General features: G+C 64.5%; 14 protein-coding genes. 2 read left to right on the top strand and 12 right to left on the bottom strand.

Annotation, left to right across the window (positions count from 1 at the left end; translation table 11 throughout):
- Positions 1–12: 12 nt before the first annotated feature.
- The 9 genes from proB to JGU71_RS25990 all read right to left on the bottom strand — a co-directional run bounded on the left by proB (position 13) and on the right by JGU71_RS25990 (position 12,350).
- Entirely contained in the window at positions 13–1,146 is a 1,134-nt protein-coding gene (gene proB / locus JGU71_RS25950; RefSeq protein ID WP_307829887.1) for a glutamate 5-kinase, read from the bottom strand.
- A complete protein-coding gene (gene obgE, locus JGU71_RS25955; RefSeq protein ID WP_199707774.1) occupies positions 1,143–2,603 on the bottom strand; it encodes a GTPase ObgE in 1,461 nt (486 codons plus the stop codon). Before obgE ends, proB begins: the two co-directional genes overlap by 4 nt.
- A 122-nt stretch (positions 2,604–2,725) precedes the next feature.
- Positions 2,726–2,989 (bottom strand): 50S ribosomal protein L27, encoded by a 264-nt coding sequence (gene rpmA / locus JGU71_RS25960; protein WP_199707776.1) that lies wholly within the window; start codon positions 2,987–2,989, stop codon positions 2,726–2,728.
- Between the two features lie 33 nt (positions 2,990–3,022).
- Positions 3,023–3,334: a 50S ribosomal protein L21 gene (gene rplU / locus JGU71_RS25965; RefSeq protein WP_199707778.1), complete on the bottom strand. Its 312-nt coding sequence runs from the start codon at positions 3,332–3,334 to the stop codon at positions 3,023–3,025.
- Between the two features lie 273 nt (positions 3,335–3,607).
- A complete protein-coding gene (locus tag JGU71_RS25970; protein ID WP_199707779.1) occupies positions 3,608–6,991 on the bottom strand; it encodes a translation initiation factor IF-2 N-terminal domain-containing protein in 3,384 nt (1,127 codons plus the stop codon).
- A gap of 408 nt (positions 6,992–7,399) precedes the next feature.
- A complete protein-coding gene (gene ndk, locus JGU71_RS25975) occupies positions 7,400–7,819 on the bottom strand; it encodes a nucleoside-diphosphate kinase (protein ID WP_199707781.1) in 420 nt (139 codons plus the stop codon).
- Positions 7,820–7,837: 18 nt separating this feature from the next.
- The gene (locus tag JGU71_RS25980; protein ID WP_199707783.1) at positions 7,838–8,251 is read right to left on the bottom strand and encodes a DUF4233 domain-containing protein; all 414 of its coding nucleotides are present in this window, start codon (positions 8,249–8,251) and stop codon (positions 7,838–7,840) included.
- The gene (folC, locus tag JGU71_RS25985) at positions 8,248–9,678 is read right to left on the bottom strand and encodes a bifunctional tetrahydrofolate synthase/dihydrofolate synthase (protein ID WP_199707785.1); all 1,431 of its coding nucleotides are present in this window, start codon (positions 9,676–9,678) and stop codon (positions 8,248–8,250) included. The genes JGU71_RS25980 and folC overlap by 4 nt, the downstream gene beginning before the upstream one ends.
- The gene (locus tag JGU71_RS25990) at positions 9,675–12,350 is read right to left on the bottom strand and encodes a valine--tRNA ligase (RefSeq protein WP_199707787.1); all 2,676 of its coding nucleotides are present in this window, start codon (positions 12,348–12,350) and stop codon (positions 9,675–9,677) included. The genes folC and JGU71_RS25990 overlap by 4 nt, the downstream gene beginning before the upstream one ends.
- A 233-nt stretch (positions 12,351–12,583) precedes the next feature.
- Between JGU71_RS25990 and JGU71_RS25995 the strand changes: the two genes are divergently transcribed.
- Positions 12,584–13,039 (top strand): AMP-binding protein, encoded by a 456-nt coding sequence (locus JGU71_RS25995; protein ID WP_199707789.1) that lies wholly within the window; start codon positions 12,584–12,586, stop codon positions 13,037–13,039.
- 439 nt (positions 13,040–13,478) lie between these two features.
- A complete protein-coding gene (locus tag JGU71_RS30270; protein WP_267908475.1) occupies positions 13,479–13,604 on the top strand; it encodes a hypothetical protein in 126 nt (41 codons plus the stop codon).
- A gap of 117 nt (positions 13,605–13,721) precedes the next feature.
- Here JGU71_RS30270 and JGU71_RS26000 read toward each other — a convergent pair whose 3' ends face one another.
- From JGU71_RS26000 to JGU71_RS26010, 3 genes are read right to left on the bottom strand one after another with little or no spacing between them, the layout of a single operon-like run.
- Positions 13,722–14,327, bottom strand: coding sequence for a GNAT family N-acetyltransferase (locus JGU71_RS26000; protein WP_199707791.1), 606 nt, complete (start codon positions 14,325–14,327; stop codon positions 13,722–13,724).
- A gap of 9 nt (positions 14,328–14,336) precedes the next feature.
- Complete coding sequence (locus tag JGU71_RS26005; protein WP_233530113.1) at positions 14,337–15,134, bottom strand: nuclear transport factor 2 family protein; 798 nt, start codon at positions 15,132–15,134, stop codon at positions 14,337–14,339.
- The gene (locus tag JGU71_RS26010; protein WP_199707793.1) at positions 15,131–16,117 is read right to left on the bottom strand and encodes an NAD-dependent epimerase/dehydratase family protein; all 987 of its coding nucleotides are present in this window, start codon (positions 16,115–16,117) and stop codon (positions 15,131–15,133) included. The genes JGU71_RS26005 and JGU71_RS26010 overlap by 4 nt, the downstream gene beginning before the upstream one ends.
- Positions 16,118–16,170: the final 53 nt, after the last annotated feature.

Here is a 16,170-nt window from a genome sequence, read left to right on the forward strand (position 1 = left end):
AATGGGTGGCCCTCAGGCCGGTTCCACTGCCACCAGATCGTCGGCATGTACAACGGGCCGTTGCAGTTCGGACGGCAGATCTGCAGTCGACGAACCGAGCATGTTCGCGAGCTCGGTGCTGTCGTAGGCAACGACACCGCGGGCGACGACAACATCGTCCGGACCGACGAGAGCGACAACGTCACCGCCGTAGAACCTGCCACGAACCGACGTGATGCCTGCGGCCAACAGCGAGCTGCGCCGGCGCGACACCGCCCGCACCGCACCCGCATCCAGAACCAGAACGCCGCGTGCGTCTGCCGCATGCCGCACCCAGAACTTGCGCGCGGACAACCGAACTCCTCGTGCGGTGAACGCAGTGCCGACCTGCCCGCCGCCGAGCGCTGCCGCAGCATCCGACGCAGCGGCAAGCAGCACCGGCACGCCCGCGTCGGCGGCGAGGCGGGCGGCCGACAGCTTCGACGCCATACCGCCCGTTCCCAGAGCACCGCCCGATCCTGCGATCACGCCGTCGAGATCCGCGCTGCTGCGAACCTCCGGAATCATCGTCGCCGCACCTTTTCGAGGATCGCCGTCATAGAGGCCGTCGACATCCGACAGCAGAAACAGTGCGTCGGCTCCCACAAGATGCGCGACGAGGGCGGCGAGGCGGTCGTTGTCGCCGAACCTGATCTCTTCCGTTGCGACGGTGTCGTTTTCGTTCACCACCGCGACGGCACCGAGCGAGCGGAGGCGATCGAGCGTGCGCTGCGCGTTGCGATGGTGTTCACGGCGACCGAAGTCGTCTGCACTGAGCAGTACCTGACCGACCGTGCGTCCGTACCGCGTGAACGAGGTGCCCCATGCGTGCGCCAGCGCAAGTTGGCCGACACTTGCCGCAGCCTGCTTGGTCGCCAAATCCTTTGGTCGCCTTGTCAATCCGAGCGGAGCCATACCCGCGCCGATGGCACCGGACGAGACGACGACAACGTCGGAGCCCGCCTGCATGCGCGCCTCGACAGCATCGGCCAACAGGTCGAGTCGCTGCAGGTCGATGCCACCAGCCAAACTCGTCAATGCTGACGACCCGATCTTCACGACAACTCGGCGTGCCGACGAAATAGCTTGCCGCGCAGGACTTTCCGTCCCACCCAACTCCGCTGTCACTGGTCCTCCGGTTCCAGACCTTCCAAGCCACGACGGATGCGGTGCGCGTGCTTACGTTCGGTCGCGCCGATCCGCTCGACCTGATCGATACGCGCGTCGGTACCGCGTCCGGTCCGGACCATGTCCACACCTGCCGGGGTCTGCGGCTCCCAGTCGAACGTCACGGTGCCGATCGTCACCGAGGCGCCAGGCTCGGCACCCTTCTTGACGAGCGCATCCTCGACTCCTAGACGGGCAAGCCGGTCCGCGAGGTAGCCGACTGCTTCGTCGTTGTCGAACTGTGTCTGCTTGACCCACCGCTCCGGCCTGGTGCCCTTGACGATGAACCCGCCCGGCGTCTCCGGATCTGCAATCACGGTGAAACCGGTTTCGTCGACGGCGATCGGCCGAATGATCGGTCGGCGCGCGACGGCCTTCGGGTGCGCTGCGCGATAGTCCTCGACCATCTTCGCCAGCGCGAACGTCAACTGCCGCAGGCCCGTACGGCTCACTGCGGAGATCGTGAAGACCGGCCAGCCGCGAGCCTCGATGTCGGCGGTGACCATCTCGGCAAGTTCGGCTGCTTCCGGAACGTCGGCCTTGTTCAACACGACGACACGAGGACGGTCGGCCAGATCGCCGAGCGTCGAGTCCGCGGACAACGCCGGCTTGTATGCGGCGAGTTCGGCTTCCAGCGCATCGATGTCGGAAATCGGATCACGACCCGGATCGAGGGTCGCGCAGTCGACGACGTGAGCAAGCACGGCGCAGCGCTCGAGGTGGCGGAGGAAGTCGAGTCCGAGTCCGCGTCCTTCGCTCGCACCCGGAATCAGACCGGGGACGTCGGCGACGGTGAAGGTGGTGTCGCCGCTGGACACGACACCGAGGTTCGGAACGAGGGTCGTGAACGGGTAGTCGGCAATCTTCGGCTTGGCGGCCGACAAGACCGACACCAGCGACGACTTGCCAGCCGACGGGAACCCGACGAGACCGACGTCTGCGACGGACTTGAGTTCGAGAACGAGTTCACGCTCGACGCCGTCTTCGCCGAGCAACGCGAAGCCGGGCGCCTTACGTGCACGGGATGACAACGCGGCGTTGCCGAGGCCGCCGCGGCCGCCGAGTGCAGCTTCGAACTTGGTGCCGGGTCCGACGAGGTCGGCGAGAATGCGACCGTCCTTGTCGAGGACCATCGTGCCGTCAGGGACGCGCAGGATCAGGTCGTCGCCGGTGGAACCGTCGCGATTGCTGCCCATGCCCTGGGTGCCGTTGCTGGCCTTGGCGTTGCCGTGAAAGTGGAAGTCGAGCAACGTGTGCACGTTCTCGTCGACTTCGAGGATCACGTTGCCGCCGCGGCCACCGTTGCCGCCGTCGGGACCGCCGAGTGGTTTGAACTTCTCGCGATGGACGGACGAGCAGCCGTTGCCGCCCTTACCGGCGCTGACGTGCAGCACCACGCGGTCGATGAATCGGGACATAGGAACCGATCCTCCTCGTGTGTTTGGTGCGCTGTCGGCGACACGGCGATAAAAAAGACAAAAGGCGGGCCGGGGTTTTGCGACCCTGGCCCGCCCCTGTGGAGCTTGGTGAAGCTTCGGTGTCAGGCCTGGGCCTGTGCCGGAACGATATTCACGGTCTTGCGGCCACGCTTGGCGCCGAACTCGACCGCACCAGCGGCGAGTGCGAACAGCGTGTCGTCGCCGCCACGGCCGACGTTCACGCCGGGGTGGAAGTGCGTGCCGCGCTGACGAACGAGGATCTCGCCCGCGCTGACAGCCTGGCCACCGAACCGCTTGACTCCGAGGCGCTGTGAATTCGAGTCGCGACCGTTGCGCGAACTGGATGCACCCTTCTTATGTGCCATGTCTTCGACCCTCCAGGATCAGTAGAGCTCGAGTTACTTGATACCGGTGACCTTGAGGACCGTCAGCTTCTGACGGTGGCCCTGGCGCTTGTGGTAGCCGGTCTTGTTCTTGAACTTGTGGATCCGGATCTTCGGACCTTTGACCTGCTCGACGACCTCGCCGGTGACCGAAACCTTGGCCAGCTTGTCGGCATCGGTGGTCAGCTGTGAGTCTTCGACGACGAGGACCGGGTCGAGCGAGACGGCCGTTCCGGGCTCACCCTCGATCTTCTCGACCTTGACGAGGTCGCCGACTGCGACCTTGTACTGCTTCCCGCCGGTCTTGACGATCGCGTACGTTGCCATCGGACGGCTACCTTCTTTCCCAAAAGTCGTGCTGTCGAACTTTGCTCGCGCGACAAACGTCGTGCGACTGGTCTGGTGTGCTTGCTGCCTGTGGCGCACCCGCCTCGAGCTCGAAACTCGATCCCCCGCATGAAATCACCTTCGGTGAACTCAGCGGACGTGGCGAAGCGATGCCGCCTGGCAGCGACTGGTCAAGGTTACGGGAACGCAGGTGCGAGGGTCAAACTGACCACCGCCGGCCGGAGCCACTGCGAGCGAGGTAACAAGGACCGGTCAGGCGTCCACATCCACCGGCGGACCGGCAGGGCGTCCCGCCGCCCTGCGTCGCCGCGGTTCACGCGGTGGTGGCGGCGGTTCCGGTTCGCTCGTCACAACCCGAGCCTGCGGCTCGGAGCCTGCTGCTGGAAGAACGAAAACCGTTCCGGCAGTGGACTCACCCGACGGTGCTGCCGCTGGGCGAGAAACCCGTCTGCGCAGCCACGACTTCTTCTTCGGCTCGTCACCAGCTGCCGCAGGCGCCTGCTCCGACACCGGTTCGGGCACGTCGACGGGCTCCGGCTCGACGGCGTTCGCAGCCTGCTCCTCGACGACAACGGCCGCGGTCGGCTCGTCGGTCGTTGCACCGCCTGCGACCACGTCGTCGACAACAGCCGCTTCCGTGGTGTCGATCGCGGCGGCAACCGTACCGTCTCGGCCGTCCGCTACCTCGACAGCAGTTGTGTCCGCCGGTGCGCCTTCTGCTGCCTGGGCGCCGTCTGCCGGATGTTCACCGTGGTGGGCGGCCATCGCGAGTGCGACCGGATGAGCGCGCTTGACCGACGGATCGACCTCGACCGTCGACTGTCCGTTGGACGCACCATCAGCAGGGGTTTCGGCCGTCGGACGTTCGCGACCACGCCGCTTCCGTGGCGTCGAATCGCCACGAGCCGCCGACCGTGCACCGTTGTCGTCGGACGACGTCGACATCTCCACGGGGTAGGAGTGCACGAGGATGCCGCGGCCATGGCAGTGCTCGCACGTCGTCGAGAACGCCTCGACCAATCCGGTGCCGAGCTTCTTCCTCGTCATCTGCACCAAGCCGAGCGACGTCACCTCCGACACCTGGTGGCGGGTCCGGTCGCGCCCGAGCGCCTCGGTCAACCGGCGCAACACCAGGTCGCGGTTCGATTCGAGCACCATGTCGATGAAGTCGACGACGATCATGCCGCCGATATCACGCAGACGCATCTGCCGAACGATTTCCTCGGCAGCTTCGAGGTTGTTACGGGTAACCGTCTCTTCGAGGTTGCCGCCTGCACCGGTGAACTTGCCGGTGTTGACGTCGACGACGGTCATCGCTTCGGTCCGGTCGATGACGAGCGTTCCGCCCGACGGCAACCAGACCTTGCGATCGAGTGCCTTCGCGAGTTGTTCGTCGATCCGGTACGTCTCGAAGACGTCGGGTCCGCCGTTGGTGTCGTGCCGATGCACCCGTGGCAACAGGTCGGGTGCCACCGTGCCGATGTAGGTCTCGACCGTGCTCCAGGCCTTCTCGCCCTCGATCACGATCTTGGCGAAGTCCTCGTTGAAGAGATCGCGAATGACCTTGACCAGCAGGTCGGGCTCTTCGTACAACGTTTGTGTGTTGCCCTTGCCTGCGTTGGCGGCCTGTTCTTCGATCTGGCGCCACTGGTTCTGCAGGCGCTCGACATCGCGAGCGAGTTCTTCTTCGCTGACACCTTCGGACGCGGTCCTGATGATGACGCCGGCATCGTTGGGCACGATGTCGCGCAGAATCTCCTTGAGCCGCTTGCGTTCCGTGTCCGGCAGCTTGCGCGAGATACCGGTCGACGAACCGCCGGGAACGTAGACGAGGAATCGCCCGGCAAGGCTGATCTGAGTCGTCAGACGTGCGCCCTTGTGGCCGACCGGGTCCTTGCTGACCTGGACGAGCACCTGGTCGCCAGGCTTGAGTGCCTGCTCGATCTTGCGCGAGTTACCGCCGAGACCTGCTGCTTCCCAGTTGACTTCACCCGCGTAAAGCACGCCGTTGCGGCCGCGGCCGATATCGACGAACGCCGCTTCCATACTCGGGAGCACGTTCTGGACGCGACCGACGTAGACGTTGCCGACCATCGAGCCGGAACTGGTGTTGGTGACGAAATGCTCGACGAGGATGTCGTCTTCGAGCACAGCGACCTGCGTTGCGGACGGGTGATCGCCGAAAGCCTTCTCGCGCACGACCATGACGCGGTCGACAGCCTCCCGGCGGGCCAGGAATTCGCTTTCGGTCAGGATCGGCGGGCGACGACGACCGGCATCGCGGCCGTCCCGGCGACGCTGACGCTTGGCCTCCAGTCTGGTCGAGCCGGTGATGCCTTGAACTTCGTCCTTGACGACACGGGGCTTGTTGCGCGGCTCGCGCTCGTGAACGACCGTGTTCGGCGGATCGTCCTCCGATGCTGCGGCGTCACCCGTTGCAGCGTCTCCGGTGACCTTGCGACGCCGACGACGACGCCTGCGGCGGTTGGGTCCATCGCCGGTGCCGCTGTCGTCGGAGTCGTCGTCACTGTCCGAATCGTCGGAATCGTCGGCGTCCGCACCCGACGTGGAGTCGGCGTCGGTGGAGTCGGTGTCGGCCGAAGAACCAGCTGCATCCGCCGAGTCTGCTGCGTCCGAAGAACCGGCCTGCTCGTCGGCATCCGTCGAGTCGTCGGAATCGTCCTCGGAGTCGGCGTCGCCACCTGCCTGCTCACCGCGGCCACGGCCACGACCACGGCGTCCGCGGCGGCGTCGTTTCGGTTGGGCACCGTCGTTCTTGTCGTCGTCGGCCGCATCGGTGCTGTCGTCCGACGTTGCCTCGGCTGCCTGGTCGGCACTGTCGTCGACGACCGTCCGGTCACCCTTGCGGGAATCGGCCGAGTCGGATCCGGCCGTGTCGGCTTGGGGGGTGTCGGCTTGGGCGTTGCCGGCTGTCGACTTGCTAGCAGCTCTCCCGGATCCAGCCGTCGAGGACTCGGCATCGGCACCGTCTGATTGCTGATCGTCGGACTTGTCCGTCGCGGCAACTCGGGTCCGGCGGCGTCGGCGGGTCTCTTCGACGGCCGCGGTGTCGGGCTGCAGGAACAACGGCGCGTGCACAACCGCCGGCGTTACGAAGATCGGCGGAAGTTCAGCATCTGCGTCGGACCGGACCGGACCGGAGAACAGGTTCATGTCGTTGGACACCGGGGTTGGCGTGTCGACGGCCTCGGCAACAACGGGGGTCTCGACGGCGGATTCGACGGCGACCGGAGTCTCCGTGTCGACCGGCGCTTCGGCTACCACCGACGCGACGGCTGCGTCGTCAGTAGTTGTGCCAGCGGGAGCCGCGACGGGATCGGTGACGCCGGTAAGCAGGTCGCGCACAGATTCCGCGATGTCGCGATTCAGGCTCGACTGCGGGCTCTTCGCTTCGGCGCCGACCTCGGTCAGCGCAGCGAGGACCTGTTTGCTCTTGACGCCGAGCAACTTGGCAAGCGCATGCACCCGGATGCGATCCGGAAGATCCGGCGTCGGTTCGGTGGTTGCGATCGACGATCCCGAGTCCTGCGAATCACCGCTCGCGGACTTGGGTGTCTCGGCTGAATCAACTTCGTTCAGCTCTTCGGATGTCTCGGGCGGCACTTGATCGGCCACGTGGTCTCCCTCGGACCCCCGGGCGCGTCCGCCCAGCAATCGGGAGGTGACGCGGCCACTCAGGGGTTACATGTGTACCCGCGCCTGAGGGCGCGAGATTGTGTGGTCTCGCTCCGCGTACTCGGTAATGTCCGATGAATCTGGTCTGTGTGGGCTTGCTGGGCACGCGGTGCCTGGCTTGGATGGCTGTGCCGTGGTTCGCGCGCTGATCATCGAGCGTGCCGACGCGGGCAACCAACATCTTCTTGCGTTGTCCGTGGCAGCGATGACGGCATCGAACTGTGGAGTCATCCCGGTTACATCAACATGACGAACAAGTGGAGCTTATGTGGTGTAACCGTCACCAGTATCCCACACGCTCGCTCCGGCGCTCGCCATCGGCGTCCGGAGCGAACGTGTCGTGTTGTCTCAGGCGTTGGACAGTTCTGGGAACCACAGGGCAATCTCGCGTGCTGCGGACTCGGCGGAATCCGATCCGTGCACGAGGTTTTCCTGGGTCTCCAGGGCGAGATCGCCACGAATCGTGCCGGGTGTTGCCTTCTCGACGGGATCGGTGCCACCGGCGAGCTGCCGGAATGCGGCGATCGCGCGCGGACCCTCGACGACGGCCGCGACGACCGGTCCGGAGGTGATGAATTCGAGCAGTGAACCGAAGAACGGCCGTTCGGCGTGCTCGGCGTAGTGGCTGCTTGCTAGTTCGTTGGAGACGTTCTTCAGCTCCAGCGCGGCGATGGTCAGACCTTTGCGTTCGATCCGACCGAGGACTTCGCCGATGTATCCGCGAGAAACGGCATCGGGCTTGATAAGGATAAGGGTGCGCTCAGTCACGGCCGACAGCCTAGAGGTCTAGTCTCGCTGCCCCGGGAGCAGCCCCCTCTTCATCCGCGACTGGACGTCACGCCGAAGCCAGAGCAGGTAGCCCCACACTCCCGCGAAGATGAGACCGATGACGCCGATCGAGGGATGCGCGAACCAGCCGACAACGAACGCCACCTGCAGCGCAAGGTTGTACGACATCGCCCACGGCCGCCGTTGCAATCCGCCACCGGCAATCATCAGCAGCGCGAGACCGACGAGGTAGCCGCCCGACACCCACGTGACGCCACCGCTGAGCTTCGCCACGATCGGCAGACCGAGCAACACGACGATCGCCTCGAGTATCAGTACCCCGGCCAGCACGCCGCGGAAGGCTTTCCACGGATCCTTGGTCGGCTCGCCGAACTGGGTCGTCTCCCCGTCTGCGGGGCTGTCGGAACTCACGCGGGATCCTTTCCGAACAATGCACGCGCAGCACCGGCAGTCACCACGGACCCGGTCACGACGACCCCGGCACCCGAGACCGCCTCCCCCGGTTCGACGACATCCTCTGCGAGCCCTATCGCCGTCTCCAGCGCATCCGGCAACGTTGCCGCAACGACGACGCGCTCGTCGCCGAAGCGTTGGACCGCGAGATTGGCGAGTTCTTCGGCTTCCATCGAGCGCGGCGATCCGTTGGTCGTGACGACGATCTCGTCGAATGCCGGCTCGAGCGCTTCGAGAATGCCCGCAACGTCCTTGTCCCGCATCACGGCGACGACGCCGACAAGTTTGCGGAAATCGAACTCGGCGGCAAGGGCCGCCGCCAGCGCCTTGGCGCCAGCCGGATTGTGTGCCGCGTCTAGAAATATGGTCGGGGCACTCCGAACACGTTCGAGGCGACCCGGCGACGTGACCGACGCGAAACCCTCGCGTATCGCATCGACGTCGAGCCTACGATCGGCTCCGGCGCCGAAGAACGCTTCGACAGCCGCGAGTGCGAGTACTGCGTTGTGCGCCTGGTGCTCGCCGTGCAGTGGCAGGAAGATCTCGTCGTAGACCCCGCCGAGCCCCTGTAGTTGCAGTTCCTGTCCGCCGACCGCGATGCGGCGACCGAGCACCTTGAACTCTGACCCCTCCCGAGCAACGGCAGCATCGACCTCGACGGCGCGGCGCAGCAGGACGTCCATCACTTCGGGTTCCTGTTGCGCGATGACGGCGACGGTATCGATCGGAACGAGTTGCTCGCGTGCGCGTTTGATGATTCCGGCCTTCTCACCGGCGATACTCGTCAGATCCGGACCGAGGTAGTCGACGTGGTCGAGTCCGATCGGCGTGATCACAGCTACCTGCCCGTCGATCACGTTGGTCGCGTCCCACCGACCGCCGAGACCGACCTCGACGACAGCCACGTCGACCGGCGCTTCCGCGAACGCGGCGAAGGCCATCGCTGTGACGACCTCGAACTTGCTCATCGCAGGTCCGCCTGCGCTTTCCGAGGACGCGTCGACCATTTCGACGTACGGCAGGATCTCTCGATAGGTATCGACGTATAGACGAGGCGAAATCGGTAGGCCGTCGACGCTGATCCGTTCGGTCGGCGATTGCAGATGCGGGCTCGTCGTTCGGCCGGTACGGCGATGCAGACTCCGCAGGAGCGCGTCGACCATTCGGGTGACCGACGTCTTGCCGTTCGTGCCGGCAACGTGGATTGCCGGATAGCCGTGCTGAGGCGCGCCGAGCAGATCCATCAGTGCCGAGATCCGAGCAGTCGACGGCTCGATTTTCGTTTCGGGCCAACGCTTGTCGAGTTCGGCCTCGACGAGGGTCAGCTCTGCGAGATCGACCGCAGACGGCGCCTCGAGCGCGACTGGATCACCCTCGGTGCTCACTTGGACCCCATGTCGCGCAGGCGCGCACCGACTCTGGCGACCTCTTCTTCGGCAAGGCTGCGCCGCGCCCGAATCTTGTCGACCACCTGATCGGGTGCCTTGGCGAGGAACGCCTCGTTCGACAGTTTCGCGGCCGTCGCCACCAGTTCCTTCTCGGCAGCCGCGAGTTCCTTCTCCAGCCTGCGTCGCTCGGCCTCCAGGTCGACGGTGCCCGACGTATCGAGTTCGACGGTGACCGTCGCGTTGCTGAGGCGCACCTCCAACGATGCGGTTACGGCGAAATCGTCTGCGGGAGTGGTCAGCCTGGCAAGTGAGCTGATCGAGTCGAGTTGGGCAACCAGATCGGCCGACTCCACACCGACCAGACGGGCTGCGACCTTCTGCTTGTCCTTGAGACCCTGATCGCTGCGGAAGCGGCGCACCTCGGTGATCAAGCGCTGCATATCCGAGATACGTTGCGCTGACGCAGTATCCGCCGCAGTTCCCGATGCCGTCGGCCACTGCGCGACGACCACTGACACACCACCCGTCAGCGCCTTCCACAGCGTCTCCGTGACGAACGGGATCACCGGATGCAGCAGGCGCAGAAGCGAATCGAGGACGACACCGAGCACGGCACGGGTAGCGGCAACACGCTCCGGATCGGCCAACTGCACCTTCGCCAGTTCGAGATACCAGTCGCACACCTCGTCCCACGCGAAGTGGTAGAGACCTTCGCACGCTTTACCGAACTCGTAGCTGTCGAATGCCGAATCCACTTCGGCGCGAACCTCTTCGAGCCGATCGAGGATCCAGCGGTCGGCATCGGTCAGCGCGTCGCGAGCGGGCAACTCGGTCGACACTGCACCGTTCATCAAAGCAAACTTGACTGCGTTGAACAGCTTGGTGACGAAGTTGCGCGACGCCGAGGCGTGCGACTCGCCGATCGAGAGGTCACTACCGGGCTGGGCACCGCGAGCGAGTGTGAAACGCAACGCGTCAGCTCCGTACAACTCGACCCAATCGAGTGGATCGATACCGTTGCCACGCGACTTGGACATCTTCTTGCCGAACTGATCTCGGATGAGGCCGTGCAGGAAGACGTCCTTGAACGGCACCTGTAGGCCGGACTTGCCCGGTCCTGCGATCTGCTCGTCCTCGGCGATGAACATGCCGAACATCATCATGCGGGCGACCCAGAAGAAGATGATGTCGTAGCCGGTGAAGAGAACGCTTGTCGGGTAATACTTTTGGAGTTCAGGCGTCTTCTCGGGCCAACCGAGTGTCGAGAACGGCCACAACCCCGACGAGAACCAGGTGTCGAGCACGTCGGGATCCTGGGTCCAGCCGGCGGGCGGCGTCTCGTCAGGACCGACGCACACGGTTTCGCCGTCGGGCCCGTACCAGATCGGGATGCGGTGACCCCACCAGAGCTGACGCGAGATGCACCAATCGTGCATGTTGTCGACCCACGCGAACCACCGCGGTTCCAGGCTCTTCGGATGAATCACTGTGTCGCCGTTACGAATTGCGTCGCCTGCGGCGGCGGCGAGAGTATCTACCTTCACCCACCACTGCAACGAAAGGCGCGGCTCGATGGCTTCACCGCTGCGCTCGGAGTGACCGACACTATGCAGGTACGGACGCTTTTCGGCGACGACACGCCCTTCCGCGGCCAGACGCTCGCGAACCTTGACACGTGCCTCGAAACGATCCATGCCGTCGAATTCGGTTCCGGTCCCGACGATCCGAGCCGTTTCGTCCATGATGGACGGCATCGGCAGGCTGTGTCGTAGCCCCATCTCGAAGTCGTTGGGATCGTGCGCAGGGGTGATCTTCACTGCGCCGGTACCGAACTCGGGGTCGACGTAGTCGTCGGCGATGATCGGTATCGCCCGACCCGTGATCGGGTGCTCGACGGTGGTGCCGATCATCGACTGGTAGCGAGCATCGTCGGGGTGCACGGCGACCGCTGTGTCACCGAGCATCGTCTCCACCCGCGTGGTCGCGACGATCACGTGCGGCTCGTCGTCGCGAAGCGAGCCGTATCGCAACGAAACCAGCTCGCCCTCGACGTCCTCGTATCGAACTTCTATGTCGGATATGGCAGTACGCAGCTCGGGCGACCAGTTCACGAGCCGTTCGGCGCGATAGATCAGGCCGGCGTCGAACATCCGCTTGAAGATCGTCTGCACAGCATTGGAAAGGCCGTCGTCCATCGTGAACCGGTCGCGGCTCCAGTCGACACCGTCACCGATCCGGCGCATCTGGCCCTGAATCGTGCCGCCGGAAGCGTGCTTCCAGTCCCACACCTTGTCGATGAACAGCTCCCGGCCGAAGTCCTCTTTCGTCTTGCCATCCACGGCGAGCTGCTTCTCGACGACGTTCTGCGTCGCGATACCTGCATGGTCCATCCCCGGCTGCCACAGGACGTCGAACCCCTGCATCCGCTTACGGCGAGTGAGCGCATCCATCAGCGTGTGGTTGAGCGCATGGCCCATGTGCAGGCTGCCCGTGACGTTCGGTGGCGGCAGCACGATCGAGTACGGCGGCTTGTCGCTGGTCGGGTCCGCCGCGAAATATCCTGCAGCTACCCAGCCCTGATACAGGTCTTCCTCGACTGCGCTGGGATCCCAGCTCTTCGGTAGCGAATCGGCTCGACTGTCGGAACTATCGGGGGCTGCGCTGGTCACTCGGCGATTCTAGTCGGCGACGGACGACGCGATTCATCGGCGCTAGCTGGTGGCAACCGTTCGCATCGTCGTCGTAGCCACGAGCCGACCACCCTCGGGTGCAACATCGATAACCCTTGGGTCGCGAGCACCACCACTCGGGCTGCTGTCGCCGACCTCCGGAATAGACCAGATTTGCCGTCAAGAGAAACACGCACACCGACTCCCGCAGAGTCGGACAAACGGAGGTCACAATGTACGTACTGGTCGATTCACCGGTGGGAACGTCGTTCATCCGCAACCGCCCCGAGCATTTCACCGAGACCGCGGAACTCGATCCGCACGGTGTCGCCGTCTCCTCCGGCGATCGCAGCCTCACTTTTGCCGAGGTCGACGCGTGGTCGACCACTCTTTCCCAGCTGCTGGTCGATATGGGCGCAGGATCCGACAACCACGTCGTCATGGCATTGCCGCCTTCGATCGAGTCCGTGGTTGCGATGTGGGCGGTCGCGAAGACGGGAGCCGGTCTCGCGTCGATCGATCCAGCGGAATCGGCCACGATGGCCGGGATCGTGGTGTCAGGTCGGCGTGTCTGCATCGGCTTGACGACTCGGGCGCAGCTCGCCTCGCTGCCGGATTCGATCGCATGGCTTGTCGTCGACGAAAGCGCTTCTCGCGCAGGTGGTTCGGTCGCTCTGGTCGCTGCGTGAGTGGCCGCGCAAACGATGCGCAAACGAACCAGGACCGGGAGATTTGGCAGAAGGGTGGAGGATTCAATGGATGAGGGTCACTGAATCCCCCGCCCTTCCTCCGCAATAGTAGACCGCCTGCCACGTTAAATCTGCACGACGGGCAGACTTTTCTCGAACCGCGAGTCAGCCGCTTCGCGCCGACCCGGCTGCGACCCCGCGGCTACGCCGCTGAACACCCAGCAAGCGTTGAGCATCGCCGATCGACTACGACTCTGGGTCCACTTCGTCGCCGCCTATTCGACGTAGAACCTCATCGTGAGCACATTCGCAAGACATTTCAGATAAAGATTTCGCAATAATCACGCGCGTCGAGACCTCTTCGTAATAAAATCGTGACACCTGAGACACCGATACCTTGGTCGCCTACTCAGGTTCAACCGAATACGGAGGAGATGTCATGGGATCAACGGAACTGCTCAGCGGATTGTTCGGAACCGGTAGCTCGGGCAGCGGTGGTGGCGGTGAAAGTGGCGGCGGCGGCCTTCTCGGAGGACTCCTCGGCCTGCTCGGCGGAATTCTCTGACTGCCTCGTGATCGGTCGGTCGCTTCATAAGCGGTGCATGAAGCAGCGGTGCACGAAGCGGCCGACCTACACGACGCGGCCGATACGATCCGGACCGCAAGCATGTGAGCTGCGGCGCTAGCGCGGATTACGCCACATCGCCCAGAGGGTGGGACCACCTTTGGGTAGCACGACCTCGCGGGTGACCTCGAACCCGAATCGCTCGTAATACGGCACGTTGTCGGGCTTGCTCGATTCCAGATAGGCCGGTGCGTGCTCGGCGTCGCATCGACTCAGACGTGACGTCATCAGGCTGTGCCCGAAGCCGCCACCGCGTACAGACGGATCGGTGCCGATAACCGACAGATACCAATGCGGCTCTTCTGGATGGTTTGCTTTCATCGTCTCGTTGACCTCGCCGCCGAGTTGCATCCGACTTCCGAAAGCCATGATCATCGCGGGCATCGAACGCAGTTCCGTCCAACCGGACGACTTCCAGCCGCCGGGCGGCGCCCACAGGGTCGCTCCCCCAATTGCACCGTCGGCACCGGTTGCCACTTCACAGCCACCCTGAGACAGGTACTGGTAGCGCGCGATCGCGCCGAACAACCTCGTGAGCCCCTTCTCACGCTTGGCGTCGTCGGGCAGCATAAAGGTCATAACCGGGTCGTCGAAGAACGCCCGCGCGAGGGTTCGGGAAGCTTCTGCGATGTCCGACTTCTGTGTCGGGCGCACGATGGTCATGGGAACAGGCTACCGAGGCGGTCCGACACCCTCCGGTGCGATGAAAAGGTCGGTTCCGACCACGGTTCCGCTGCGTCGATCCAGATAGCAGAACAACACCGCGGGCCCTTCGCCCGCAACACATGTCGAGACGACGACATCGCCCGAAGCAATCACCTTCCTGAGGTTCCCGACGACAGTCCCGCCGAGCAGTTGCACCGCGTGGTCGGACCCCGCCTGTGCCTTCGAAACAAGGTCGGCTACAGCGGCTTTACCGGGATTTCCGACGCTGCGCACAGCTCGCCCGAACGCGAAAGCCCCGCCGAGGCCCTGGTACTTCAGTAGGCGAATATTGGTCTGCGCGATCGATCGGGCGTGCGCACGATCGAACCCGGCAAGCTGCGCAACAACAGGCCCGACCTCCCAGTGCGCGGCGAGTCGTCCGATACGCAGCACACCACCGTCGTTCGTCAGTTCGTACAGCAGATAGGCCGGCGTCTGAAGTACGACACCCGCGGTGTCGGTGATCTCGATCGTGACGTTTCGAACGACATCGAGGCCGCGGACGATATCGGGACCGTCGTAGTGGAATCGGATGGACCGCGGCGCGATGTAGGTGTCCCAAAATCGCGATAGCGCGTGCGGGCCACGACTGCCGCCACGTCGGTCGTACAGACCGCCGACGACCGGGCGCCCGCCTACCGGATCCTCGACGACGTGGTGGCGAGCGAAGAGCGCGAGCCACGCGGCCTTGTCGTGCGCGGCGACGGCGAGCGGCGAACGCTCGACGAACTCGAGTAGGTCGTCGGGGGTCACCGCCACGGTCACGCGCGCTGACTCTGCGTGCGTGAGAACTGCAGGAACTCGACCAGATCGTCGACCGTCTGCGCCGACGTACGCGCCCGGTAGCCGAGTTCGGTGACTGCTTTGGCATTGTCGATCCGTGGGCTCGCCACAAGTGCCGCCAACGAGCCTGCGCTGATCAGATCCGACCCGAAGCGCTTACCGATTCGTTCCGCGATCGGGATCATCGGTAGCACCGCGCGCAGTGGAACGGCGGCGATACGTCCGCTTCGTCCTGCCTTCTTGGCGGCCCGCCGAAACACGTCGGCCATGACGCAGAATTCGCCCGCAAGCAGGTAGTTCTCGCCGGTTCGTCCCCGGTCGGCAGCGGCGACGAGGCCCGTTGCGACATCGCGGACGTCGACCAGATCGAAGCCGCCCTCCAGCGTGACCGGCATCCGGCCGCGGGTGGCCATCGCAATCAAGCCGTTGATCCTCGACAGGCCGGCCATGCCGAAATCGGTCGGGCCGTAGACGCCCGTCGGATTGCAGATCACGGCGTCGAGGCCGGCTTTGACGACCTCCTGAACCTGCTGCTCCCCCGCCCACTTCGAGCGGTCGTAGACGGGAATCTTCCCATCCTCGGACCGCGGGCTCGTCTCGTCGATTTCCTGGCATCGATACTGGTCGAAGGCATGTATGGAACTGCAGTGCACGTAGCGTCGGACGCCTGCCGCCAATGCCGCTTCGGCGGTGTTTCGCGCACCGTCGACGTTGAGCCGCCAAGCGATCTCGTCTTGTTCTGACAGGGTGATCTTCGCGACGAGGTGGTAGACGGTGTCGACACCGGTCAACGCGGCCCGGATCGACTCCGGGTCGAGCACGTTCGCCTTTCGGAACTCCACACCGGACGGAAAGTGCGGCGAGCGGGCTACATCCAATGCGCGGACCGTTTCGCCATCGGCCACCAGCTGTCTGACCAGATTGACGCCGAGATATCCGCTCGCACCCGTCACCGCCACAGTCATACTTTTCTTCCTCTCCACGTCCTTGCCGCAGATCATACGGGACAAACTAGAAC

This window comes from Antrihabitans stalagmiti, from assembly GCF_016482825.1.
Classification (GTDB): domain Bacteria; phylum Actinomycetota; class Actinomycetes; order Mycobacteriales; family Mycobacteriaceae; genus Antrihabitans; species Antrihabitans stalagmiti.